Annotated in this window: 25 protein-coding genes; 11 read left to right on the top strand and 14 right to left on the bottom strand. The window is 73.3% G+C overall.

Annotated features, from left to right (window positions below; translation table 11 throughout):
• Positions 1-258 precede the first annotated feature (258 nt).
• From ASE15_RS05865 to ASE15_RS05875, 3 genes are read right to left on the bottom strand one after another with little or no spacing between them, the layout of a single operon-like run.
• Positions 259-2,541 (bottom strand): glycoside hydrolase family 3 C-terminal domain-containing protein, encoded by a 2,283-nt coding sequence (locus tag ASE15_RS05865; protein WP_056762139.1) that lies wholly within the window; start codon positions 2,539-2,541, stop codon positions 259-261.
• A gap of 28 nt (positions 2,542-2,569) precedes the next feature.
• Complete coding sequence (locus tag ASE15_RS05870; protein ID WP_056762141.1) at positions 2,570-3,346, bottom strand: phosphatase PAP2 family protein; 777 nt, start codon at positions 3,344-3,346, stop codon at positions 2,570-2,572.
• Positions 3,346-4,704: an MFS transporter gene (locus ASE15_RS05875; protein ID WP_082618238.1), complete on the bottom strand. Its 1,359-nt coding sequence runs from the start codon at positions 4,702-4,704 to the stop codon at positions 3,346-3,348. The genes ASE15_RS05870 and ASE15_RS05875 overlap by 1 nt, the downstream gene beginning before the upstream one ends.
• Positions 4,705-4,803: 99 nt before the next feature.
• Here ASE15_RS05875 and ASE15_RS05880 point away from each other — a divergent pair, with 99 nt between their 5' ends.
• The 3 genes from ASE15_RS05880 to ASE15_RS05890 all read left to right on the top strand — a co-directional run bounded on the left by ASE15_RS05880 (position 4,804) and on the right by ASE15_RS05890 (position 7,544).
• Entirely contained in the window at positions 4,804-5,406 is a 603-nt protein-coding gene (locus ASE15_RS05880; RefSeq protein ID WP_068625631.1) for a TetR/AcrR family transcriptional regulator, read from the top strand.
• Positions 5,403-6,911, top strand: a complete 1,509-nt coding sequence (locus ASE15_RS05885) for a carboxylesterase/lipase family protein (RefSeq protein ID WP_056762143.1) — start codon at positions 5,403-5,405, stop codon at positions 6,909-6,911. The genes ASE15_RS05880 and ASE15_RS05885 overlap by 4 nt, the downstream gene beginning before the upstream one ends.
• A gap of 69 nt (positions 6,912-6,980) precedes the next feature.
• The gene (locus ASE15_RS05890; protein WP_056649003.1) at positions 6,981-7,544 is read left to right on the top strand and encodes a dihydrofolate reductase family protein; all 564 of its coding nucleotides are present in this window, start codon (positions 6,981-6,983) and stop codon (positions 7,542-7,544) included.
• Positions 7,545-7,587: 43 nt separating this feature from the next.
• Here ASE15_RS05890 and ASE15_RS05895 read toward each other — a convergent pair whose 3' ends face one another.
• From ASE15_RS05895 to ASE15_RS05905, 3 genes are all read right to left on the bottom strand, one after another.
• Complete coding sequence (locus tag ASE15_RS05895; RefSeq protein WP_056648630.1) at positions 7,588-7,842, bottom strand: hypothetical protein; 255 nt, start codon at positions 7,840-7,842, stop codon at positions 7,588-7,590.
• A 353-nt stretch (positions 7,843-8,195) separates the two neighbouring features.
• Positions 8,196-9,023: an SDR family oxidoreductase gene (locus ASE15_RS05900; protein ID WP_369800565.1), complete on the bottom strand. Its 828-nt coding sequence runs from the start codon at positions 9,021-9,023 to the stop codon at positions 8,196-8,198.
• An 84-nt stretch (positions 9,024-9,107) separates the two neighbouring features.
• Positions 9,108-10,790 carry a molybdopterin-dependent oxidoreductase gene (locus ASE15_RS05905; RefSeq protein WP_082618240.1) on the bottom strand — a complete coding sequence of 561 codons (1,683 nt, stop codon included), beginning with the start codon at positions 10,788-10,790 and terminating at the stop codon, positions 9,108-9,110.
• A 238-nt stretch (positions 10,791-11,028) separates the two neighbouring features.
• Between ASE15_RS05905 and ASE15_RS05910 the strand changes: the two genes are divergently transcribed.
• Genes ASE15_RS05910 through ASE15_RS05920 form a run of 3 tightly spaced genes read left to right on the top strand, consistent with a single transcriptional unit; the run spans position 11,029 to position 14,140 of the window.
• Entirely contained in the window at positions 11,029-12,102 is a 1,074-nt protein-coding gene (locus tag ASE15_RS05910) for a putative F420-0 ABC transporter substrate-binding protein (RefSeq protein WP_235534207.1), read from the top strand.
• A gap of 32 nt (positions 12,103-12,134) precedes the next feature.
• Entirely contained in the window at positions 12,135-13,220 is a 1,086-nt protein-coding gene (locus ASE15_RS05915) for a putative F420-0 ABC transporter permease subunit (protein ID WP_369800566.1), read from the top strand.
• Positions 13,217-14,140 carry a putative F420-0 ABC transporter ATP-binding protein gene (locus tag ASE15_RS05920; RefSeq protein ID WP_235534209.1) on the top strand — a complete coding sequence of 308 codons (924 nt, stop codon included), beginning with the start codon at positions 13,217-13,219 and terminating at the stop codon, positions 14,138-14,140. The genes ASE15_RS05915 and ASE15_RS05920 overlap by 4 nt, the downstream gene beginning before the upstream one ends.
• Positions 14,141-14,322: 182 nt before the next feature.
• Here ASE15_RS05920 and ASE15_RS05925 read toward each other — a convergent pair whose 3' ends face one another.
• The 4 genes from ASE15_RS05925 to ASE15_RS05940 all read right to left on the bottom strand — a co-directional run bounded on the left by ASE15_RS05925 (position 14,323) and on the right by ASE15_RS05940 (position 16,823).
• Positions 14,323-14,745, bottom strand: coding sequence for a TIGR03667 family PPOX class F420-dependent oxidoreductase (locus tag ASE15_RS05925; RefSeq protein WP_056648629.1), 423 nt, complete (start codon positions 14,743-14,745; stop codon positions 14,323-14,325).
• 7 nt (positions 14,746-14,752) lie between these two features.
• A complete protein-coding gene (locus tag ASE15_RS05930) occupies positions 14,753-15,190 on the bottom strand; it encodes a CoA-binding protein (RefSeq protein WP_056648627.1) in 438 nt (145 codons plus the stop codon).
• Between the two features lie 143 nt (positions 15,191-15,333).
• Positions 15,334-15,915: a DUF1772 domain-containing protein gene (locus tag ASE15_RS05935; protein ID WP_056648625.1), complete on the bottom strand. Its 582-nt coding sequence runs from the start codon at positions 15,913-15,915 to the stop codon at positions 15,334-15,336.
• Positions 15,915-16,823 (bottom strand): NAD(P)H-binding protein, encoded by a 909-nt coding sequence (locus tag ASE15_RS05940; protein ID WP_056648623.1) that lies wholly within the window; start codon positions 16,821-16,823, stop codon positions 15,915-15,917. The genes ASE15_RS05935 and ASE15_RS05940 overlap by 1 nt, the downstream gene beginning before the upstream one ends.
• Before the next feature lie 136 nt (positions 16,824-16,959).
• On the opposite strand from ASE15_RS05940, the gene ASE15_RS05945 reads away from it, so the two are divergent.
• From ASE15_RS05945 to ASE15_RS05965, 5 genes are all read left to right on the top strand, one after another.
• The gene (locus tag ASE15_RS05945) at positions 16,960-17,925 is read left to right on the top strand and encodes an AraC family transcriptional regulator (protein ID WP_056648621.1); all 966 of its coding nucleotides are present in this window, start codon (positions 16,960-16,962) and stop codon (positions 17,923-17,925) included.
• A 178-nt stretch (positions 17,926-18,103) separates the two neighbouring features.
• Positions 18,104-18,517, top strand: a complete 414-nt coding sequence (locus ASE15_RS05950; protein WP_157257466.1) for a nitroreductase family deazaflavin-dependent oxidoreductase — start codon at positions 18,104-18,106, stop codon at positions 18,515-18,517.
• 52 nt (positions 18,518-18,569) lie between these two features.
• Positions 18,570-19,175 carry an HhH-GPD-type base excision DNA repair protein gene (locus ASE15_RS05955; protein WP_056648617.1) on the top strand — a complete coding sequence of 202 codons (606 nt, stop codon included), beginning with the start codon at positions 18,570-18,572 and terminating at the stop codon, positions 19,173-19,175.
• Positions 19,176-19,227: 52 nt separating this feature from the next.
• On the top strand, positions 19,228-19,896 hold the full coding sequence (locus ASE15_RS05960) for an SIMPL domain-containing protein (protein ID WP_162259122.1): 669 nt from the start codon (positions 19,228-19,230) through the stop codon (positions 19,894-19,896).
• A 122-nt stretch (positions 19,897-20,018) separates the two neighbouring features.
• On the top strand, positions 20,019-20,384 hold the full coding sequence (locus ASE15_RS05965; RefSeq protein ID WP_056648612.1) for a VOC family protein: 366 nt from the start codon (positions 20,019-20,021) through the stop codon (positions 20,382-20,384).
• A 10-nt stretch (positions 20,385-20,394) separates the two neighbouring features.
• Here the strand turns inward: ASE15_RS05965 and ASE15_RS05970 are convergent, their stop codons facing one another.
• The 4 genes from ASE15_RS05970 to ASE15_RS05985 form a co-directional block, all read right to left on the bottom strand.
• Positions 20,395-20,784 (bottom strand): hypothetical protein, encoded by a 390-nt coding sequence (locus tag ASE15_RS05970; RefSeq protein ID WP_056648610.1) that lies wholly within the window; start codon positions 20,782-20,784, stop codon positions 20,395-20,397.
• Between the two features lie 207 nt (positions 20,785-20,991).
• Positions 20,992-21,528 (bottom strand): hypothetical protein, encoded by a 537-nt coding sequence (locus tag ASE15_RS05975; protein ID WP_157257464.1) that lies wholly within the window; start codon positions 21,526-21,528, stop codon positions 20,992-20,994.
• Between the two features lie 146 nt (positions 21,529-21,674).
• Positions 21,675-22,532 (bottom strand): coenzyme F420-0:L-glutamate ligase, encoded by an 858-nt coding sequence (gene cofE, locus ASE15_RS05980; protein ID WP_235534277.1) that lies wholly within the window; start codon positions 22,530-22,532, stop codon positions 21,675-21,677.
• A 116-nt stretch (positions 22,533-22,648) separates the two neighbouring features.
• Positions 22,649-23,647 (bottom strand): TIGR03557 family F420-dependent LLM class oxidoreductase, encoded by a 999-nt coding sequence (locus ASE15_RS05985; protein ID WP_056762146.1) that lies wholly within the window; start codon positions 23,645-23,647, stop codon positions 22,649-22,651.
• Between the last annotated feature and the right edge of the window lie 120 nt (positions 23,648-23,767).

A 23,767-nucleotide genomic window follows, 5' to 3' on the forward strand; every position in this document is an offset into this window, starting at 1 on the left:
GCTGTGACGGGCCTACCCGTCCGGTTCTACTGAGGCCCCGCGGACGGGGCCCGTTCTTCCGGAGGCTCACCGGTGATGGCCGGGTCGATGCCTGTGGACCCCATGGTAACGCGCCACCTGCCGGTCGCGCCCGAGCCGACCGGAAGGCGGCCGGGCGGTCGGGCAGTCGGGCGGCGGGCCGGCAGGCACGCAGGCGGGCCGGCAGGCACAGGAGGCCCCGGCACCGTGCGGTGCCGGGGCCTCCCCTCGTCGGACGGCTCAGGCTCCGGCGCCGTTGGCCATCGCGAGGAGCTGGTCGACCTGCTCGGGGCCGAGGCTGTCGCCCGCGATCATGCCGATGCGCCCGATCGGGAACGAGCCCATCATCTTCGCCATGTCGACGCCCTCGGGCATGATCGACGCCGCCCCCTCCATGGCCGAGGCCATCTGCGCCATGGCCTGCTGCACGATCGGCCCCGCGACCGGGTGCGCGAAGACCTCGGCCAGCGAGGACTCGCGCGTGAGCGGCAGGACGAGCGTGTCGCCGACCACCTCGACGGTCGTGGACGAGCGCAGGTCGCGGCTCGACGCCGCGACGTCGACCGTGTACACGCCGCCCTCGACCACCCAGCGGTCCGTGCGGACGTGCCAGTACGCGAGGTCGGCACGACGGACCGTGAGGACGACCTCACGGCTCTCGCCCGCCTCGAGCTCGACCAGCGCGAACGCCTTGAGCTCGCGCTCGGGACGCTGCACGTCCTCCGAGGCCAACCCCGTGTAGACCTGCACGACCTCGCGGCCCGCGCGGTCCCCCGTGTTGGTCACCGTGACACGCACCTCGACGTCGCCGTCGGCGCCCACGGACGCCGACGCGTCCCCGTACCCGAACGTCGTGTAGGACAGGCCGTGCCCGAACGGGAAGGTTACCTCGATCTTGCGCGCGTCGTACCAGCGGTAGCCGACGAACAGGCCCTCGCCGTAGCGGACGTGACCGTCCTCGCCGGGGAAGTTGAGGAATGCCGGGCTGTCCTCCAGGCGCACCGGGATCGTCTCGGTGAGCTTGGCCGACGGGTTGACGTCGCCGCAGAGCACGTCGGCGATCGCGCCGCCCCCGGCCTGGCCGAGCAGCCAGCCCTCGAGGATCGCCGAGACGTCGTCCGCGAACGGGAGCGCGACGACGCTGCCGTTGGACAGGACGACCACGGTGTCGGGGTTGACCTCGAGCACCGCGTCGAGGAGCTCGAGCTGCACGGCCGGCAGGTCGATGTGCTCGCGGTCGTAGCCCTCGGACTCTGCGGCCGCCGGCAGGCCGAGGAAGACCACGGCGACGTCGTTCTCCGCCGCGAGGGCGACGGCCTCGGCCCGCAGCGCTGCCGCGTCGCCCGAGCCGTCGAGCGTGAAGCCCTGCGCCTGGGAGACGAGGTCCTCACCGACCTTGATCGCGACCTCGCGGGCCACCGAGTCGATCCGGGTCGGGTTGATCATCGAGGACCCGGCCCCCTGGTACCGGGGCTGGTCGACGAAGGCCCCGATGAGTGCCACCGAGCGCTCCGCCCGGAGCGGGAGCAGTCCCCCGTCGTTCTTCAGCAGGACGATCGACCGCCCGGCCACCTCCCGCGCGAGCGCGTGGTGCGCGTCGATGTCCAGCGGGCCGGCGACGCGCGGCGTGCCCTGCCAGCGCGTCGCGAGGTGCGCGACCCGCGCGGCCGAGGCGTCCACGACGCTCTCGTCGAGCGAGCCATCGCGCACCGCGTCGACGATCTGCGCGTCGGTCGCTCCGCCCGAGGACGGCATCTCCAGGTCCAGGCCCGCCGCGAGCGCCGAGACCCTGTCGTTGACCGCGCCCCAGTCCGAGACCACGAGCCCCTCGAAGCCCCACTCGTCGCGCAGCACCCGGGTCAGGAGGAACGGGTCCTCGGACGCGAAGACGCCGTTGACGCGGTTGTAGGAGCACATCACGGTGTACGGCTGGGCGTCCTCGACCACGCGCTGGAAGCCGCGCAGGTAGATCTCGCGCAGCGGACGCGGGTCGACGTCGCTCGACGAGCGCATGCGGTCGTGCTCCTGGTTGTTGGCCGCGAAGTGCTTGAGCGACGTGCCGACCCCCGTCGACTGCGTGCCCCGCACGAGCGCGGCGGCCATCACGCCGGAGACGACCGGGTCCTCCGAGAAGTACTCGAAGTTTCGGCCGCACAGCGGCGAGCGCTTGATGTTGACGCCCGGGCCGAGGATGACCGCGACGTCCTCGATCGAGGACTCCACGCCCAGCGCCTCGCCGACGCGGTGCGCGAGCGCGGTGTCCCACGACGAACCGAGCCCGACCGCGGGCGGGAAGCACGTCGCCGGGACGCTGTCGCCGATCCCGAGGTGGTCGGCGCTGCCGCGCTGCTTGCGCAGACCGTGCGGGCCGTCGGTGAGCATGACGGACGGGATGCCCGCACGCTCGACCCCCTTGGTCCACCAGAAGCTCGCGCCGCTGGTCAGCGACGCCTTCTCCTCGAGCGTCAGGTCGGCGACGAACGCCGTCGCTGCCCCCTGGTTGGTGATGTCGATGTCGGTCATGTGCTCGTCCTTGTCTCTCGATCGCGGTTCAGGCTGGGGAGGGCTGGTGGCGGCGCCCGAGGTGGCAGAACCACACGGGGCGCCCGTGGTCGCGCTGGATCAGGGGCCAGAACGCCCACCACATCAGGAGCGCGCCGGCGATGCCCGCGACGAGTCCGAAGACCGTGTCGGAGAACCAGTGCGCGTTGATGAGCGTGCGCTGCCACACCATGCCGAGCAGGATCAGGCCGCCGACGGTCCACCAGAGCGTGCGCGCGGTGCGCCGCGTGGCCGGGATCAGGGCCGCGATGCCGACGACGAGCGCGCCGGCCATGACGGCGTGCCCCGAGGGGAACGACCCGTGGTCGACCCGGAACAGCGGCCCGAACAGCCCGAGCGTCTCGTCGACGGCGGGACGCGGGCGGTCCACGAGGTTCTTCATCCCCTGGGAGAAGAGCCCCGGGCCGACCAGCGTGACCGTGAGGAAGAAGAGCCCGGAGCGCCAGCGCCCGACGATCGCGAGCACCGCGGGGACCAGGACGACCCCCACGAGCGCGCCCGGGCCTTCTCCCAGGTGCTGGAAGAACATCGGGACGGCCGAGGTGTGGATGCTCCCGTCCGCGGACACGCCGACGAGCGCACGCCACCAGTCGTCGAGCGGCTGTGTGAAGGGCGCCGCCGGGTTCAGCCCGACGAGCAGACCCATGAGCGCGAACGCGGCGACCAGGCCCAGCGACCAGGCCAGCATCGCCCGCGGGCGACGCGTCCGTGGTGCGGGGACGACGGCGTCGGTCGCCTCCTGCGGCTGCGACGTGTCGGCGACCATCAGCGCACCGCCTTGATCGGCCAGACCGCGCAGGCGCCGAGAATGCTCAGGACGATCCCGACCGGGAACAGTGCGATGTACCCGCCGAAGCTCAGGATGATCATGCCGGCGAACGCGGGGGCGAGCGTCTGCGGCAGGGTCGCGGCGATGTTGACGACGCCGAGGTCCTTGGCGAACGACTTCGCCGACGGCAGCACCTCGCTCATGAGCGCCGTGTCGACGGCCTGGAACATGCCGAAGCCGAGGCCCGAGACGAACGTGAAGACGGCCCAGCCCGCGAAGCTCGGCACGAACATGGGGATGAGGAGCGCCAGGCCGACGAGCGCCGACGAGAGGAAGACGAACACCTTGCGGCGCTGGAACCGGTCGGACAGCGGTCCGGAGACGAGCGTCGCGACGAGCACGCCCGCGAGGCTGATGACGCTGAACAACGGCACGGCGGCGACCGCCCCGGCCTGACCGAGACCGATGTAGTCCTGCAGGATGAACAGCTGGTAGCCGGTCACGGCGAAGTACCCCGTGTACAGGAGCAGGCGTCCGGTGAAGGCCCAGAAGAAGTCGGGGTGCTTGCGCGGGCTGACCCAGAAGGTGCGCAGGAACTCGCCGATGTCGAACGGCTCCTTGGTCAGGTCCTTGCTGGAGTGGTCGGGGTTGAACACGACGAACAGGGTCAGCACGATCAGGGTGAAGCCCGCGAAGACCAGGTAGCCGAGCTGGATCGAGTCCGCGAACTGCGCACCCAGGATCGATCCGCCGAGGGCTCCGAGCATCAGCCCCAGCCCGGAGAGCGCGGCAAAGGTGCCGCGCAGGGTACGGGGGACGCGGTCCGGCATGATCGCGCTGAGGGGGCCTTGCGCGAAGTTGTAGGCGATCTGGACGATCATCCAGCCGATGACGATGCCGACGAGCGAGCTCGCGAAGCCCATGGCCAGCAGGCCGAGGCCACCGACGAGGGCACCGAGGACGAGCCACGGGGCGCGCCTGCCGAACCTGCTGCGCGTGCGGTCCGAGATCTGACCCGCGACGGGCTGCGCGAGCAGTGCGGCCAGGGCGCCGAACGTCCCGACCACGGCCAGGTTCGCGACCTTGTCCTCCTCACCCAGGAGCTGCACCTGGAGAGGCATCAGGAGTCCGCCCACGGCGCCCCAGATCATGAAGACCGAGAAGTTGGCCGGGACGATCCACCCGAGCAGGCGCCGAGGGGTGCCCCGGACGAGCGGGGGCGGGTCGTCCTGGCCGGACGCCTCCTCGATGAACTCCTCGGCGGCAGCGGACGTGTCGACAGCGAACGCCGGCGCAGGGGTGGGCGTCGGGGCCGAGACCGGAGCGGTGGATGGGGAATCGGACGGCAGTGTCATGGCGGATCCTTCGTCGGACAGGCGCTCATCCTTGAGCGTCGCCAAAACAGTATGGCACTCGGTATTGAAGTGCAAGGGTCTCCGGTCTAGGGTCGACGCATGGCACAGCGAGGTTCATACGCGAAGGGCATCGCCAAGCGGGAGGAGATCCTCTCGACGGCGCTCGAGGTCATCGCCCGCGAGGGATACCGGGGGGCATCGGTCAAGGAGCTCGCGGACGCGGCCGGCCTCAGCCAGGCGGGTCTGCTGCACTACTTCGACAGCAAGGACGAGCTGTTCACCGCGATCCTGCGCAAGCGCGACGAGCTCGATCTGGAGACCTACCGCACGGAGTCCAGGCTCGACCCCTTCCGGGTGTTCCTGCAGGTCATGCGGCACAACGCCGAGGTCCCCGGACTCGTCGAGCTGTACACGCGCCTCAACGCCGAGGCGAGCGACCACGCGCACCCGGCCCACGCCTTCTTCGCCGAGCGCCGGGCGGGCATGCAGGCGATGTTCACGGGACTCGTCGAGGAGGGCAAGCTCGCCGGGCAGTACCCCACCGACGTCGACACGGCCTCGCTGGGCCTCGTCATCACCGCCGTCGCCGACGGCCTGCAGACCCTCTGGCTGCAGGACCCCACCATCGACATGGCCTCCGAGATCGAGCGGCTGCTCGTGTCCCTCGGGGTCTTCCCCTCCGAACGGAGCACCACCGCATGAGCACCCCCGAGACCGTCACCGAGTCGGTCGACCCCACCCTGGAACGCCCCGTCGTCACGATCGACTCGGGCCAGGTCCGTGGGATCTGGCGCGAGGGGTCCGCGGCCTTCCTCGGCGTCCCCTTCGCCGAGGCCCCCGTCGGGCCCCTCCGGTTCGAGGCGCCCGTGCCCGTCGCTCCCTGGGACGGGGTCCGCGACGCCGCGGAGCTCGGCCCGACCCCGCAGCGCAAGCAGCTCGCCGAGATCACGCTGATCCCCGAGCCCTCGATCCCCGGCGACTCGACCCTCAACGTCAACGTCTACACGCCCTCACCCGGTGCGCCCGACGCCGCCCTGCCCGTTCTCGTCTACATCCACGGCGGCGGCTACACGGCCGGCTCGCCGGCGAGCCCCTGGTACGACGGGCGCGCGTTCAACCGCGACGGCGTCGTGACCGTGTCGATCTCCTACCGGCTCGGCTTCGACGGGTTCGGGTACATCGAGGGCGCGCCGTCCAACCGTGGCGTGCGCGACTGGCTGCTCGCCCTGGACTGGGTGCAGCGCAACGTCGCGGCGTTCGGCGGCGATCCTGCGCGCGTCACGATCGCCGGCCAGTCGGCGGGCGGCGGCGCGGTGCTGACGCTGCTCGGCATGCCGGCAGCACAGCACCTGTTCCGGTCGGTGTGGTGCCTCTCGGGCGCCGTCGCCGACGTCACCGAGGCCCGGGCGAGGACGTTCGCCGAGACGCTCGCGCGTCTTGCCGGGGTCGAGGCGACGCGGGACGGGTTCGCGTCCCTGCCGGAGACCCGCGTCCTGGAGCTGCAGGACGCGGCGACCAACCCGGACGACCTCGACCCGATGGCAGGCGTCGCAGCGATGCTCCAGGACGGACTGCCCTGGGGTCCGATGATCGACGGCGACCTCATCACCCGCCCGACGCTCGACTCGCTGCGCAGCGGCGTGGGCGGCGACAAGCCGCTCGTGCTCGGCGCCACGGACGACGAGTTCACCATGGCGACCGACGCCCAGAAGAACAAGCTGCGCTTCGTGCCGGCCTCGCTCGTCCTGGGCAGGCTGCTCACCGACCGTGACCGGCGCAAGGCCTACCTCGCCGCCAACCGGCCGCAGCGCCGCAAGGGCACGGCGGCCGTGCTCGGCCGCTTCATGACCGACAGCATGTTCCGCGCGCCGATCGTCCGGGTCGCCGAGGCCCGAGCCGCCCACCCCACCTGGGTGTACCGCTTCTCGTGGGCGTCGCCGATGCTCGGGTGGGCCGCCCACTGCCTCGACGTGCCGTTCTGGTTCGACTGCCTCGACGCCGAGAAGGTGGACTTCATCGCGGGCGACAACCCGCCCCAGGCCCTGGCGAGCGAGCTCCACGGTGCAGCGGTCTCGCTCGTGCTCGAGGGGACACCGGGATGGCGCTCGTGGTCGGACGCCCCGGGTGCCACGCGGGTCTTCGGCGGCGAGGCGCCGGCCCCCTCGGTCCTGGCCGACGGGTACGCCGAGGTCCGCGCCCTGGTCTGATCGACGCGGGGTCGACCTGCGCCCCTCTCCGCCGACCGACACCCTCGACCAGCTCATGGAGGCATGGACATGACGACGACCCGCGAGTGGACCGGATGCGTCTTCATCGGCGTCAGCCTGGACGGTTTCATCGCACGCCCCGACGGCAGCCTCGACTGGCTCACCGCTCCGGCGCTCCAGGACCACGTCGCTCCTGCGTCGACCTCGCCGGCGCTCGTGTGGGAGACGTTCTTCCCGACCGTCGACACCGTCGTCATGGGACGTTCCACCTACGAGACGGTGCTCGGCTTCGACGAGTGGGCCTTCGACGGCAAGGACGTCGTCGTCCTGAGCACGACCCTTCGCACGGACGACCCACGCATCCACGTCGCACCCTCGGTCGAGGACGTGCGTCAGCTCCTCGACCGCAAGGGCCCGGGACGCGTCTACGTCGACGGCGGTCGCACGATCCAGTCGTTCCTCGCCGCCGGCCTGGTCGACGAGCTCACCCTGTCCGTCGCACCGCTGCTCCTCGGCACGGGCAAGCGCCTGTTCGGGGCGCTCGACCGGGACGTGCGCCTCACCGTCCGCGGAGTCCACACGACGGCCGACGACGGGCTGGTCCGCGTCACCTACGCCGTGACGTCGGCCTGACGCACCTGACGACGCGCCGGCCGTCGCACGACGGCCGGGCCGCTCAGCGCCCCGCGACCGACCGACCGCGCGAGGAGGCCCGACGGCGGGCACGGTAGGTGTCGATGTCGCGCGCGACGAGCCACTCGATCGTGAGGGCGGCGCCCTGGGCGGGCTGCGCCGTCGGGCCGTGCGAAGCGGACGGCGCGCCGCCCAGCGATGCGGCGCCGAACCAGGGGTCGTGGGCGACGAGGCGACCGAGGGGATCGATGCCCCCGGCGGTGTCGAACGGGTGGGCGATCAGTGCGATGGCGTTCATGGGGAGTCCTGGTGTCGAGGCGGGTGCTCACGAGGGCAGACCGACCAGGACCGGAGAACTGATCGGTGACCATCACGCCCTCTCTTCAGAGGGAGGGGCGTGGCACTGCTCGCTGACACCAGGTCGCACGCTGCTGGAGCGTCAGCGAGCCCTCAACAACAGCTCGACGTGCGGACCGGCCGCGGGCGCACGGCGAGCACTCGGGTGCTCAGGGGGTGCGCGGCGGGGGTCACGGGCGCCATCATGCCAGCCCGCGTGCGCGCCGACAAGCGCGTCTCGGCCCGGCGCTCAGCGGCGAACTGGGGTCACCCCAGCCCGGGCAGCGCCCCGGGCCGGGGTGCGTCCCCTGTCCGTCACCTGCGCGTCACGAGCGGTCCGCGGGCCAGCAACGTGGTCGAGGACTGCGCGACGGGACGCAGTACCAGGGTGTCGATCGCGACGTGCTGGGGCCGGGTCACGGCGAAGGTCACGACGTCGGCCACGTCGTCGGCGGTCAGCGGCGCCTCGACACCGTCGTAGACCGCGTCGGCCCTGGCCTGGTCGCCGTCGAACCGGGTCAGCGAGAACCCTTCGGTGCGGACCATGCCGGGCGCGATCTCCAGGACCCGGATGGGTTCGCCGTTGAGCTCGAGACGCAGCGTGTCCGCGACCGCGGCCTCGGCGTGCTTGGTCGCGACGTATCCCGACCCGCCGCTGTACGCGTCGTGCCCCGCGGTCGAGGTCAGGACCAGGACCGTCCCGAAGCCCGCACGGCGGATCGCGGGCAGGAACGCCTTGGTCACGCGCACGGTGCCCAGCACGTTGGTCTCGAACATGGCCCGCCAGCGGTCCAGGTCGCTCGCGTCGATCGGGTCCGTGCCGCTCGCGAAGCCCGCGATGTTGAGCACCGCGTGGACCGGCCCGCGGGCCTCGGCCTCGCGCACGAGGTGCGCGACGTCGTCGTCGCTCGTGACGTCGCCGACCACGGGGTGCGCGCCGGTCCCGGCCGCGAGCGCGTCGAGCAGGTCGGCGCGGCGCGCGAACGCGACGACGTCCCATCCTGCGGCACGCAGGTGGCGCACGGTCGCGGCGCCGATGCCCGACGAGGCGCCGGTGACCACGGCCCGCCGGGTCGGTGCGTCCGCGTCGGAGGCCTCTGAGGTCGAGGAGATGGGCTGGGTCGGGGTCTGCGAGGTCGTCACGTCCCTTACCTTGCCACGCCGGCGAGGCGAGGTCGGCGCCGTCGGGCCGGGTGCCCGCATCGTGGGACGCCCCCTGCGCGGGGCCTACGCCACGCGCACCTCGACCGTGTCCCAGCCGCTCGACCCGTCGGGCGCGGGCGGCGCCTGGGTCGAGGTCTGGACGGTCCCGTCCACGTCGGTCGCCCGCACCGCGAGGCGGTGCTCCCCCGCGCCGGGCCCGCTCCAGGTCCACGTCCACTGCCGCCACGTGTCGGCCGAGACGGTCTCCGCGAGCTCGGCGGGCTCCCACTCCCCCTCGTCGACCCGCACCTCGACGCCCGCGACGCCCGAGTGCTGGGACCACGCGACGCCCGCCACGACCACGTCGCCGGCGGCGTCCGGCGACACCGTCGCCCCCGCGCGGGGCACGTCGATGCGCGACGACATCTTGATCGGCCCTCGCTCGGACCAGCCGCGCGTCGACCAGTACGCGACGTCGTCGGCGAAGCGCGTGACCTTGAGCTCGACGACCCACTTGGTCGCCGAGACGTACCCGTACAGCCCCGGCACGACCATGCGCACCGGGAAGCCGTGCGCGAGCGGCAGCGGCTCGCCGTTCATGCCGACCGCGAGCAACGACTCGCGGCCCGGGTCCGTGAGCACCTCGAGCGGCGTGCTCGCGGTCCAGCCGTCCGCACTGCGTGAGAGCACCATGTCGGCGTCCGCGTGCGGGCGGGCGCGGGCCAGCAGGTCGCGCAGCGGGTACCCGAGCCACACCGCGTTGCCGACCAGGTCCCCGCCGACCTCGTTGGACACGCACGTCAGCGTCGTGGCGTGCTCGACCAGGGGCAGCGCGAGCAGCTCGGCGAACGAGATCTCGACCTCCTCCTCGACGAGCCCGACGACGCGCAGCCGCCAGTCGTCCGGGTCCACCTCGGGCACGCGCAGGGCCGTGTCGATGCGGTAGAACTCGTCGTTGGGCGTCACGTAGGGCGTGATGCCCGGCACGTCGAGGTCCGCCCCGGCGGGGACCACGACCGCGGGACCGGTCGGGGCGGGGAGCCGGATCGCGTCCCGCACGGCGGTCAGGGCACGCGACCCCGCCGACAGCACGCGCGCCGTGCCGCCGACCACGAGCGCGGTCACGGTCGTCAGGCCCGCGAAGACGAGGAAGGACCGACGGTCGAGCGCCTCGCGCTGCCGTCGTGCCGAGAGGGGCGTCTCGCGCGCCTCGCCCGGAACCGCCGACCCCGACGCCCGGGCCTCGGCCGCGAGGGCCGAGGACCGCCACGCCCGCAGCCGCGCGGCCCCTGTCCGCAGGAGCATGATCCCGACGCCGACGCCTACCACGGTCGGCAGCGCCCACAGGGTGGTCGCGTCGGGCCGCGTCACGGCCGCTGCGACCCCCACGGCGCCGACCGCCACGAGCAGGACCGTCCCCCACGGCGGTCGCCTCGTCTCGAGGATCCCCGCCGCGACGGCCGCGAGCGCCAGCACCACGACGATCCCGAGGATCAGCACGGTCTTGTCCGCGGTGCCGAAGGTCTCGACCGCGAAGTCCTTGAGCCACGGCGGGACCCGGTCCACGACACCCGCCCCCACGACGAGCACGGGGCTCGATCCGGAGCCCACGACCAGCGCGACCAGCTCGGCCACCGCGAAGGCGCCGAGGGCCGAGGCGACGCCCAGCAGCGGGGCCCACCACCGGGACGGGTCCGCGCCCCGGCCTGTCTCGTGCTGCGCGCGACCGGACGTACCGGGAGGGCCGGGCTCCGTCGTCGGGCTCATGCGCCCACTGTAAGTCCGCGAGGCGTGTCCGCGAGGCCGCGGCATCGGGTGCGTGGTTCGTGCGCGTCCGACCTACTAGGCTGGGAGGCGGATCGCGAGCCCTGCTTGGCTCGCCGCAGCGGCCCGTGCTTGGGCCGCGGATCCTCGTCGCGGATTGTGGCGCCCTTCCCTCTCGCATCTCGCCGCGCCGCCGTGCCCTGCACCGGCCGAGCCGGCGACCTCCCCGACATGGAGTCCCGTGCTGTCCTCGTCCGCTCGCCCTCGCGTCCGCAGGTCCCCTCGTCGCATCCTCTCCGCCGGCCCGACGGCGGCGCTCGCCCTGGGCGTGTCCCTCACCCTCGCCGCGTGCTCGGACGCGGGGAGCCTCGCGACGGGCGGAGCGACCACGCCCCCGGTCGCGCCACCTGCCGCCGCCTCGACGGCCTACCCCCTGACGCTCGACAACTGCGGGTTCGAGGTCACGTTCGCCGGTGCCCCGCGCCAGGTCGTGACCATCAAGTCGAGCACGACCGAGATGATGCTCGCGCTCGGCCTGGGCGACCGGATCGTGGGGACCGCGTTCCCCGACGGCCCCGTGCCCGACCAGTGGGCCGACGCGGCCGACGCGGTGCCCGCGGTCGTGACCCCGATGGCCGACAAGGTCCCGGGAGCAGAGGCCGTGCTCACGCTCGAGCCGGACCTCGTGTACGCGGGGTGGGAGTCCAACCTGACGGCCGAGGGGGCCGGAGACCGGGCGACCTTCCAGCAGCTCGGCGTCCAGACCTACGTCTCGCCCTCGGCGTGCAAGGACGAGGCGTACAAGCCGGACCCGCTCACGTTCGACGACGTGTTCGCCGAGATCACCGAGGCCGGTCAGATCTTCGACGTCGCCGGGACCGCGGCGGACCTGGTGTCGGCCCAGCGCGCCGAGCTCGACGCCCTCGAGCCCGACGACCGCGGGCTCACGGCGCTGTGGTACTCCTCGGGCTCCGACATCCCCTACGTGGGTGCCGGGATCGGTGCGCCGCAGATGATCATGGACGCCGTCGGCGTCGAGAACATCGCGGCCTCGGTCCAGGACACCTGGACGCCGTTCTCGTTCGAGGAGATCATCGCGGCCGACCCCGACGTGATCGTGCTCGTCGACTCGGCCTGGAACACTGCGCAGTCGAAGATCGACGCGCTCAAGGCCAACCCGGCCACGGCCAACCTCACGGCCGTGCAGGGCGACCGCTTCCTGACCGTGCCGTTCCCCGCGACCGAGGCGGGCGTGCGCAACGTCGACGCCGTCAAGGACCTCAGCGCACAGCTCTCCGCGCTGACCATCCCCTGAGGAGACCCCCACCGGTGAGAAGCCTCGTGCCCGTGACAAGCGCCGACCCGTCGGGAGCGCGCGCCATCGTGCACCGCTCTGCGCGCCGCACTCCAAGGCTCCGGCGAGCCACCCCGTGGTGGCTCGCCGGAGCCTCGGTCGCGCTCGTCGTGAGCGTCGTGGTCGCCGTGACGATCGGCCCCGCGGACCTCACGTGGGGCGACGTGTGGCGCTCGATCGCGACGCACCTCGGGCTCGGCGGGGCGCTCGGCCTCGAACCGCTCCCCCTGCTGCAGGACGGCATGGTGTGGCAGCTCCGGCTGCCGCGCGTCCTGACCGCCGCGGCCGTGGGAGCAGGGCTCGCGATCTGCGGCGCCGTCATGCAGTCCCTCACGCGCAACCCGCTCGCCGACCCGTACCTGCTCGGGCTCTCGTCGGGCGCCTCGCTGGGCGCGGTCCTCGTCCTGGTCCTCGGCGTGAGCGTCCTGCTGCCCGTCGCGGCGTTCGGCGGAGCGGTCGTGGCCCTGGTCGCGGCCCTCGCGCTCGCGGGCTCGCTCGGGGCCATCACCCCCACGCGGACCGTGCTCGCAGGTCTCGCGGTGAGCCAGCTCGCGGCCGCGGCGACGTCGTTCATCATCTTCTGGTCCGCGACCGGTGACTCCTACCGCGAGATCCTGTCGTGGCTCATGGGGTCGGTCGCGGGGGCCACGTGGACGTCCGTGGCGATCGCGGGCGGGGCCGTGCTCGTCCTGGGGACGCTGCTCGCGTCGACCGGATCGGTGCTCGACGCCTTCACGTTCGGCGACACCGCGGCCGCAGGCCTCGGCATCGCGGTGAACCGGACCCGGTGGCTCCTGCTCGTGGGGGTCGCGCTGCTCACGGGAGCCCTGGTCTCGGTCTCGGGGGCGATCGGGTTCGTCGGGCTGATCCTGCCGCACGCCGTCCGGCTCCTGACCGGGGCGCGGCACCGCGTGCTGCTGCCCCTCGCGGCCCTGCTCGGCGGCTCGTTCCTCGTGTGGGCCGACACGCTCGCCCGCACCATCTTCGCCCCGCGCGAGCTGCCCGTGGGCATCCTGACGGCCGCGATCGGCGCGCCCGTCTTCGCGATCATCCTGTGGCGAGGGAGGCGGGCGCTGTGACGGAGCCGAGAACGATGGGCATGGCGGGCACCGGGCGCGAGGGGGCGCGCGAGGAGGCGCACGACCGCGGTGGATCATCGACCTCGCGTGACGGCGCGCCGGACGCCGGTGCGCGCGCCGCCAGCCCGCCACCTCGCGAGCGAGCAGCCCACGGGCTCGATGCCTCGCGCGTCTCGTGGTCGGCCGGGTCGCGGCTGATCCTCGACGGCGTGGACTGCACGGCTCCCCCGGGAGCGGTGAGCGGGCTGCTGGGCCCCAACGGGTCCGGGAAGTCGACGCTGCTGCGCGCGATCGCGGCCACGCAGGTACCCGATGCGGGCGAGGTCCGGTTCGACGGCGAGGACCTGCTGCGCATGCCGCGGCGCCGCCGGGCGCGCAGGCTGGCCCTCGTCGAGCAGGACGCGTCGACCGACCTGCCCCTCTCGGTGCTCGACGCCGTGCTGCTCGGCAGGATCCCCCACCGCTCGCTCCTCGCGGGCGACACCGACGCGGACCGCGCCGTGGCCCACGAGGCCCTGGTGCGGGCCGGGGTCGAGGAGCTGGCCGAACGGTCGCTCGCCACGTTGTCGGGAGGTGAGCGCCAACGCGTGCACATGGCACGCGCCCTCGCCCAGGACCCCGCGCTGCTGCTCCTCGACGAGCCCACGAACCACCTCGACATCGCTGCCCAGCTCGCTGCCATGACCGTGCTGCGCAAGCTCGCCGCGGACGGCGTGACGGTCCTCGCGGCCCTGCACGACCTCAACCTCGCGGCGGCCTCGTGCGACCACGTCGTGGTCCTGTCGGGCGGGCGCGTCGTCGCGGCGGGTTCGGTGCGGGACGTGCTGGTCCCCGACGTGATCGAGCCCGTGTACGGGGTGCGGTGCGACGTGCTGCCCCATCCGCGGACGGGTCGCCCGGTGCTGGTGTTCGGGGACTGACGGCCTGCGGCGTCGCCGGGTGCATGCCCGGCGCCACCCGGCGCCGAGCATGCGGTTGGCGTTCGCATCCGGGCCGTTTCGGACGCCAACCGTATGCTCGTCCGACGGCAACCACATGCTCGGCCCGGGCGCCTGCACGACCCCAGATCCCACCGGCGCCGGGGTACGAGGAGCGACGGGCCCTAGAACCCGCGCAGCCGTTCGGGCGTGAAGCGCAGCACCTCGGAGTACGCGGCGTGGAACTCCTCGGGACTCATCCCGAGGCCGGCGATCGGCGACCGGTACTTGGTGTCGTAGCGCGTGCGCTCCTCGGCGCTCAGGCCGACCGGGTCCAGGACGAGCCGGCCCGTGAGCACCTGCACGTCCCATCCTGCAGGCGTCGAGTTGAGGTGCAGCGCGGCGCGCGGGTTGGCGGCGGCGTTGCGCAGCTTGGCCTTGCGCGGCTCGCTGAGGATGACGACGTCGTCCCCGCTGCGGATCTGCCACACCGGCGTCGGCTGCGGGGTCCCGGTGGGGTCGACCGTCGTGAGCCAGACGACGAGGTCGGCGTCGAGCCGTTCGGCGGCGCGCGCACCCAGCGTGGTCGTCGTGTCGATCGCAGTCACGTCGGCCTCAGCCCTGTGCCGGGACGGCGGGCCCCAGGCGCGGCCACTCGATCGCGGGGCAGCGGTCCATGACCATGTCGAGCCCGGCGTCGCGGACCCGCGCGAACGCGTCCTCGTCGACGACGTCGAGCTGGAACCAGACGGCCCGCGCACCGATCTCGACGGCCTGGTCCGCCACGTCCCCGGCGAGGTCGGAGCGCACGAACACGTCCACGACGTCGACCGGGAACGGGATCTCGGCGAGCGAGGCGTAGCCCTGCTCGCCGTGCACGGTCTCGGCCGCCGGGTGGACCGGCACGATGCGCTTGCCCTGACGCTGGAGCAGCCGGGCCACCCCGTACGCGGCGCGGGCCGAGTTGTTCGACAGCCCGACTACGGCCCACGTCTCGGTGTCCGCGAGGACCTTGCGGATGACGGCTTCCTCGCCCCAGCTCTCAGCGCTCATACCGGGGCAACCCCGGCGCGGGGACGGCTATTCCGGGCTGCGCCCTCCTCCGGTGCGCCGAGTGCGGAGTTCTTGCGCGACTCGCCGGGCGTGTCGCACAAGAACTCCGCACCCACCGTTCATCCGGTGCCCGACGGCGCGGCTCACCCCGCGAGTCGCGTCACCAGTCCCAGGGTCAGCAGCAGGGCGGCCACCGCGCACGCCAGGGTCCGCACGTGGTTCCAGGCGACCCACCGCTCGAGGAAGCCCGCCCAGACCCGGTCTCGCTCCGCCGTCGGGCTGGCGGGACGAACCCTCGTCCCAGCCGACCCTCCACCTGAGGGTGAGGCTTCACCCGACCGTGCGCCCGAGGTCGAGACCGCAGCGTCCGCGGCCTCGAGCCGGTCGTTGAGCGGCACGTTGACCGCGGCCGTGACCCCGATGCCACCGACGAGGTAGACGACGGCCCCGGCCAGGACGAGCCCCGCGCCCGCCTCGTCCAGCCGCGTGGCAGCCACGACGCCGAGGACCACCACGAGCCCGGTCGTCACGAGCAGGAGGGACCCGAACGGAGCCCTGGTCGCGTGACGGTTGATCGCGGCCATCGCTGCGGCACCGACGTCGGGCGCGACCGAGCGCAGGCCCGCCATGACGAAGGTCGAGAACGCGAAGAGCACTCCCCCGACCAGTCCGCACCCGACCGCCGCCGCCACGACCGCCCACCCGAGGACCCCGAGCGCGTCCATCAGTGCACCTCGTCCAGGGCGGCCGGTGCGGACACGGGCGAGGAGACCGGCGCCCAGGCCCCGGCCTCGCGACGCGCGAACTCCGTGAAGTCGTGCGGCTCGCGCCCGAGAGCCTCCCGCACCCCGTGCGTCAGGTGCTCGTTGCGTCCGTCGAGGACCTCCTCGAAGAGGTAGCGCGTGAGATCGACGGCGTCAGCAGGGACGCCCGCGGCGGTCAGGCCCGCCGCGAACTCGTCACCCGTGACGGTCACGAGCCTGACGTCCCGGCCGCTCGCCGCCCCGACCTCCGCGAGCGCCTCGCCGAAGGTCAGCAGCCGCGGACCCGTGAGCTCGTAGACCCGGCCCGCGTGCCCGTCCTCGGTGAGCGCCGCGACCGCGACGTCCGCCACGTCCTCGAGGTCGACGAACGGCTCGACCACGGCGTCGACCGGGAGCGGGACCACGCCGTCGAGCACGGGGTCCAGCAGGAAGCTCTCGCTGAAGTTCTGCGCGAACCACGCGCAGCGCACGACCGTGCGCGCGGGGAACGCCTCGGCGACGAGCTGCTCGGCGCGCCGCGCCTCGGGCTCACCGCGGCCCGAGAGCAGCACGAGGCGCTGCACGCCCACGTGCGCCGCGACCCGGGCGAAGCCGGCGACGACCTCGGGGATGCCCGGCGCCGCGAGGTCCGGCGCGACCGCGACGTACGCGGCGTCGGCTCCCGCGAGCGCCGGCGCCCAGGTCGCGGCGTCGTCCCAGTCGAGCCTGGTCTCGGTGCTCCGCGAGACAGGGCGGACGGCGATGCCCTGTGCGGCGAGGCGGGCCGCGACGCGGCGACCGGTCTTGCCCGTCGCGCCGACGACGGCGACGAGGGCTGGGCGACCGGCGTCGCCCGTCGAGGTGGTGGGGTGCGGCTGGTTCGCGGTCATGTCGGTCTCCTGTGATCGGTCGTCCGGTGCTGTGGTTCGAGTCAACCGGTCAGCGTCGAGACGCTCCATGGCTGAACGGCTCGACCGCATGTCCGTTCGTCTTCCGTCGGGGACGTGGGCGGCGTACGGTCGGGACATGGACGCTGTCGCCGGACTCCTCGACGGGCCCCGTGCACGGGGCGCCTTCCTGCTGCGCTCCCTCCTCGCGCCGCCGTGGTCGATGCGCATCGAGGACGAGGCACCCCTGACGCTCGTGCCCGTCGTGCGCGGGTCGGCCTGGATCGGGATGGACGCCGGTCCACGGCCCGACGAGCCGTCTCTCGAGGTGTACCTCGACGAGGGCGACGTCGCGCTCGTGCGCGGGCCCCGCCACTACACCGTGGCCGACTCCCCCGGGACGGCGCCGCAGATGGTGAGCGACGCCGTCGGGGCCTGCCGGGCGATCGGCGACGCCCCCTCGCCCCTCGTCGACCTCGGCGTCCGGACCTGGGGCAACGACCCCGACGGGCCGACCGTGCTGCTGACCGGGACCTACCCGCTCGACGGCGAGGTGGGCGGCCGGCTGCTGAGCGTCCTGCCCCCGCTCGTCGTGCTCCGCCGCGGGGACCTCGACGCCGACCTCGTCTCGCTGCTCGCGCGCGAGGTCTCGCAGGACCGGCCCGGCCAGGAGGCCGTGCTCGACCGGTTGCTCGACATCCTGCTCATCGGTGCGCTGCGCGCCTGGCTCGACCGCGGCGAGGCCCCGGGGTGGTACCGCGCGGACGCCGACCCCGTGGTCGGGCACGCGTTGCGTCTCATGCACCACGACCCGGCCAGGGCCTGGACGGTCGAGTCGCTCGCGCGGACCGTCGGGCTGTCACGGGCCGCGTTCTCGCGCCGTTTCACCGAGCTCGTGGGCGAGCCGCCCATGGGCTACCTCACCGGGTGGCGCCTGACCCTCGCGGCCGACCTGCTGCTGGAGCCGGGGGCGACCGTCGGCTCGGTGGCGCGGCAGGTCGGGTACGGGACGCCGTTCGCGCTGAGCGCCGCGTTCACACGCGTGCGGGGCATGAGCCCGACGGCGCACAGGGAGCGGGTGGGGGCGGGGTCAGGGGCGGCCTGACGGTCCGCCTCGCCGCGGCGCCGGAGCTCCTCGGGTGCCGAGCACGAGGTTGCGGTCGATATGGCGGGCTTCACGACCGCAACCTCGTGCTCGGGTGCACGCAACCTCGTGCTCGACGAGCGCTCGCTGTTGCGCCGTGCGGTGGCCGCACCTCGCCCGCGCGCGCACCATGGCTGACATGCCCATCCCGCACCTGGTCACCCGGACCAACAAGCGGTACGTCAACCCGCTCGTGCTCCGCGTGTCGTCGCGCGTGCCGCCGTTCGCGACGGTGCACCATCGCGGGCGGCGCAGCGGACGGCCGTTCACGACCCCCGTCCTGGCGTTCCGCGAACCCCCGTCGGCCACGTCCCCGCGCGAGGTCCGCGTGATCATCGCGCTGACCTATGGATCAGACGTCGACTGGCTCAGGAACGTCGAGGCGGCCGGGCTGTTCGGGCTGACACGAGGTGGGCGCGGCTACGTCGTCGACGACCTGCGACGGTTGCACGGCGACGCCGGTCTCCGGCTCGTGCCGGGCATCGTCCGGATCGCTCTGCGGGGGCTGCGCGTGGACGAGCTCCTCGACGGACGGGTGGGACCGCCCCGCTGAGCGGCAGCCCGGCGCGACGGCGTCCGCGCGACCCGGCTGCCATGATGGGGACATGGCACACGACCTGTGGTTCACCGGAGACCCGGAAGCCGACGCGCTGCTGTCCACCGACCCGTTCGCCCTGCTCATCGGGATGCTCCTCGACCAGCAGGTCACCATGGAGTCCGCGTTCGCCGGGCCGCTCAAGATCTCCCAGCGCATGGGCGCGTTCGACGTGCACCGCATCGCCTCCGCCGAGCCCGAGGCGTTCGCCGCGATGGCCGCCACTCCCCCGGCGATCCACCGTTACCCGGGGTCCATGGCAGGTCGCGTGCAGGCCGTGGCCCAGGTCGTCGACGAGCAGTACGACGGCGACGTCACCCGCCTGTGGACCGACCCCGGGCCCGACGGTGGAGCCCCGGACGGCCCGCTCGTCCTCAAGCGGCTCAAGGCGCTGCCCGGCTTCGGGGAGCAGAAGGCGAAGATCTTCCTCGCGCTCCTCGGCAAGCAGTACGGCGTCCAGCCCGAGGGGTGGCGCGAGGCGGCGGGAGCCTACGGCGAGGACGGGTCGCGGCGCTCGATCGCCGACGTCGTCGACCAGCACTCGCTCGACCAGGTGCGCGAGACCAAGAAGGCGGCCAAGGCCGCCGCGAAGGCGGAGCGCGCGGCCAAGGGCTGACGTTCCGGCACGCCACCCGGGGACGCCTGCGACGCGGTGTATGTTCGCTCGCATGCCTGTCTTCTCCGTCCAGGGTCACGCGACCCGGCACCAGCCCGCCGAGCGCGGGACCATCCGCCTGACCGTGCAGTTCCGCGGTGAGAACCGGGCCTCCGTCCTCGCGCACGCGGCCCGCGTGCACGCGGACGTCGTCGACCGTGCGAAGGCTCATGTCGCCGGCGGTGCCGCGACCTGGTGGGGCTCCCAGGCCGTCCTCGCGTGGGCTTTCGACGAGTGGGTCAAGCCGAGCCCGAACGTCGACCAGGTCAAGGTGCGGCGGTTCCGCGCGGGCGCCGACGTGCAGGTGAAGTTCCAGGACTTCGCAGCCCTCGCCGCGTGGGCGGCAGAGGTCGCCGCGATCGAGGGTGTGGCGGTCAACGGCATCACCTGGGCGCTCACGGACGCCCGACGCGACGGCCTGCAGCGCGACGTGCGCGCCGACGCCGCGCGGGACTCGGTCGAGCGCGCCCGCGCCTACGCCGACGCTCTCGGGTACGGCGACGTCCGGCTCCTCGCCCTGTTCGAGGACGGGCTGCGGCCCCACGTCTCCGGGGGCGGCGGCGGGATCGGGACGGGCATGCGCGGCGCTCCGCCGCCCGCCGGGGGCGCGCAGGCGTTCGAGATGCGGCCCGACGACATCGTGGTCACGGCAGCGGTCACTGCCGACTTCGAGGCGGTCTGAGCGGCAGGGCCGCAGGCACCTGGGACGTCGACTTCCCGGTGTCCCTGCGAGAGCCTTCACGCCACCCCGCGCGTAGCGTGAGAAGAGGGCACGGCCCCGTGCCCGTTCCCTGGGAGGACCTCATGGCTCACGGTGACATCACGCACATCGACATCCCCGTCGGCGACACCGACCGCGCCCGAACGTTCTACAGCGGGCTGTTCGGCTGGGACATCGCCGAGGCCCCCGGTTTCGAGGGCTACCCCATGTGGCGGGCCCCCAACCAGATCAGCGGCGGCGGCCTCGCTCCGCGCGAGGAAGGGTTCACGAGCCCGCGGAGCTACGTCGAGGTCGACTCGATCGAGGAGTCGCTGGCCCAGGTCGAGGCCCTCGGCGGCAAGGTGCTCATGGGCAGGTCGCAGATCAGCCCGACGAGCTGGTGGGCGGTCTTCGAGGACCTCGACGGGAACCGGTTGGGCCTCTACGAGGGCGTCACCACGATGGACTGAACCGGGCCGCTCACGCCGACCCGAACACGATCCTCCCGTCGGGGTCGCTCGCGCGTCGCGGCCGCAGCCGTGCCGGCGCCGGCCACGGCAGCTCGTGCCGGACCACGGGAGCGTCGATCGCTCCGAAGTCGTCGGTCTGGACCACGACGCGCTCGGGCGTGACCTCGACGAGCCGGACGCGGACCGGTTCCGGCCCGTCGCCGTCGAGCATCCAGACGTCGGCGAGCCAGGACAGTCCGGTGCTGTCGAGGGCCTCCTCGGCGTCGAGCCAGTCGACCGGACCGGTGAGGTCGTGCCCCAGCAACGAGACGGCGACCCAGGCGTCGCCGTCCGGACGGATCCACCCGATGTGCTCACGGTCGTCAGGGCGGCGGTGCGAAATCCAGGAGGCAGGCAGCATCCAGGAACGATAGCGAGCGTCCGGCCGATCCGCCCAGCAGATTCTCTGCTGGACGTCCGGAGCCGGTGCCCCCTGCCAAGCACGACCTTCCGTTCAGCCGACCACGACCTTGCGGTCGCCAGACCCCTCAGAACGACCACAACCTCGTTCTCGGCACCCGGTCCCCTGAGCGATCGCGGACCGTCGGACCAGAAGGTCGAAACACGCTCAGCCAGCACCGCCCGCGCGGCCGCGGGTCGTCGCCGCGACGTGCCGGATCCGTCGGGTCCGACCGCTCGCGGCGAGGACGCCCAGGACGTCGGCACGCGTCGCGGAGCTCGCCGCGCGCAGCTGGAGCCAGTCGGACCAGCCGTCGAGGCCCAGCCCTTCGGCCTCCGGTCGGAGCCAGTCGCCCGGCGCGGGGACGGCGCCCGACACCGACTCGAGGATCTCCAGCTCCGCGGCCCGCCGGGCCACGAAGTCGGCCACCGCCCAGTCGCTCGTGAGGGCCACCCAGCGTGCCCTGTCTGCCGACGGGACACGCTCGAGAGCGGCGACGACGACCCCGCTCGCCATGACCCGGTCGTCCTCCTCGGCGACGGCAGCAGCCACCAGGTCGTGCAGGCCCTGCCCGAACGCCTGGTCGTAGAGCGCCCAGCGGGCGTGCTCATCGGCCAGGTCGCCGGAGAACGCGAGGTCCCGTACGAGCCGGCTCAGGCCCGCTCCCGGCTCCCGCCGCGCCACCGGCCCACCCGCAGCAGTCATCGAGCACGACCTTCCGTCCAGTCGACCACGACCTTGCGGTCGCCACACCCCTCAGAACGACCGCAACCTCGTGCTCGGCACCCGGGCCACCCCGACCACCCGGGCCACCCGGGCCACCCGGGCCACCCGGGCCACCGACGACGCGCTCACCCCTGCTGCGGAGTGCCCGTCCCCTCGCGGAACCCCTCGGCGAACCCTTCGCGGTATCCGTCGGCGTACCCGGCCTCACGAGCGGCCCGCTCGGCATCGCCGGGCTCGATCGCGGCGGCCCCGGCCGCGTCGGCACGCCCCGCGGTCACGCCCCGCGCGTACGCCTCGGCAGAACCCTCACGGAACATGTCGGTCTCCGAGTCCCGCACGAGCACGCGCGCCCCCGGCCCGTCCTCGTCGGTCACGAACCGCCCGAGCCCGCGCACGACGGCCACGGGTCGGCCCGCAGCCTTGCCGCGGACGAGCTCGGAGGCCGCGGCGACCTGGTCCGCGACGGCCGTCACGGTCACGGACAGCTCGCGCCCGTGGGAATCGACGCCGCCCCGCAGGTCGTCGAGCGCGACCACCCCGGCGACGCCGATCGCCAGGTCCGTGAGCCCCTCGCGCCACGCGCGCCCGGCCGTGTCGGACACGATGACCCCGACCCGCGCCCCGAACCGTTCCGCGAGCGCCGCCCGCAGCGCGCGGGCCGAGGCGTCCGGGTCGACGGGCAGCAGCAGCACGGTGCCCTCGGGCGTGTTGGACGCGTCGACGCCCGCCGCGGCCATGACGAGGCCGAGCCGGTTCTCGACGATCCGCAGCACGCCCCCGGGCGACGGCCGGGTGGCCACGACGCGCACGGTCTCCTCCGTGATGGCCTGCTCGCGGTCGGCGGCAGCGACCACGCGCCCCTCGGCCTTGGACACGACCTTGCTCGTCACGACCACGACGTCGCCGTCGCGCAGCCCGCCCTCGCGGTCGAGCGCGTCGCCCACGATGCGCGCCAGGTCGTCACCGGGCGAGATCTCCCCGATGCCCGACGGCGCCGCGACCGTGAAGCGGGTCTCGTCGCCCTCGGCGTGCCCCGCCCCGGGCGACGCCCCCCGCTCGGGGCGGGCTCCGCCGTCGGGCAGCGGGACGGACGGGCCCGTCACCGGACGAGCTTCGGCAGGACGTCGCGCGAGAAGGTGTCGATCCACTCGCGCTGGTTGCGGCCCACGTTGTGCAGGTAGATGCGGTCGAAGCCGAGGTCGACGAACTTCTGGATGTAGGCGCGGTGCACGTCCGGGTCGGACGAGATGACGAGGCGTCCCTCGAAGTCCTCGGGACGCACGAGCTTGGCCATCTGCTCGAAGTCGAACGGGGAGCGGATGTCTGCCTTGGGGAACTTCATGCCGCCGTTGGGCCACTCGGTCATGGCGTTCGCGAGCGCCTCCTCGTCGGTCTCGGCCCACGACATGTGGAGCTGGAGGACCTTGGGCATGGTCTGCGGGTCACGGCCGGACTCGCGGACGCCGTCGTCGAACTTGCCGAAGAGCATCGAGATCTTCTCGAGCGGTGCGCCCACCGTGATGAGCCCGTCGGCGTGCTTTCCCGCGCGCTTGGCCGTGACGGGCCCCGCGGTCGCGACGAGGATCTCCGGGGCGACCTCGGGCATGGTCCACAGCCGCGTGGACTCGTGCTTGTAGAACTGCCCCGAGTGCTTGGTGTCCTTGCCCGCGAGCGATGCGGCGAAGAGCTTCTTGATGATGTCGATGGCCTCGAACATGCGGTTGATGCGCTCGGGGGCCTCCGGCCAGTACTGCGCGGTGACGTGCTCGTTGAGCGCCTCGCCCGAGCCCAGGCCCAGCCAGTGGCGTCCCGGGTACATCGCGGCGAGGGTCGCCGAGGCCTGCGCGACCATCGCGGGGTGCCAGCGGAACGTGGGCGCCGTGACGCCGGGACCCAGGTCTCCGCGCGTGCGCTCGCCGAGGGCCGACAGGACGTTCCACACGAACGCCGAGTGCCCCTGCGCGGGGACCCAGGGCTGGAAGTGGTCAGCGGCCATGACGCCGGAGAAGCCCTTGCTCTCCGCATACTCGGAGAGGGCGATCACCTCGGTCGGGTGGAACTGCTCGAGCATCGCGGCGTAGCCGATCGTCAAGTCCATGGACCGACCTTAGTACGGGCGCCCGGCCCTCTCGCGTCGGTACCGGGTACTTGCCGCAGGGGTACCTGGTACCTGCCGCAGGACGGCCACCCGGTCGTGCGGACCGGGCGGCCGTCCTCG

Source organism: Oerskovia sp. Root22 (assembly GCF_001429135.1).
Lineage (GTDB): Bacteria > Actinomycetota > Actinomycetes > Actinomycetales > Cellulomonadaceae > Oerskovia > Oerskovia enterophila.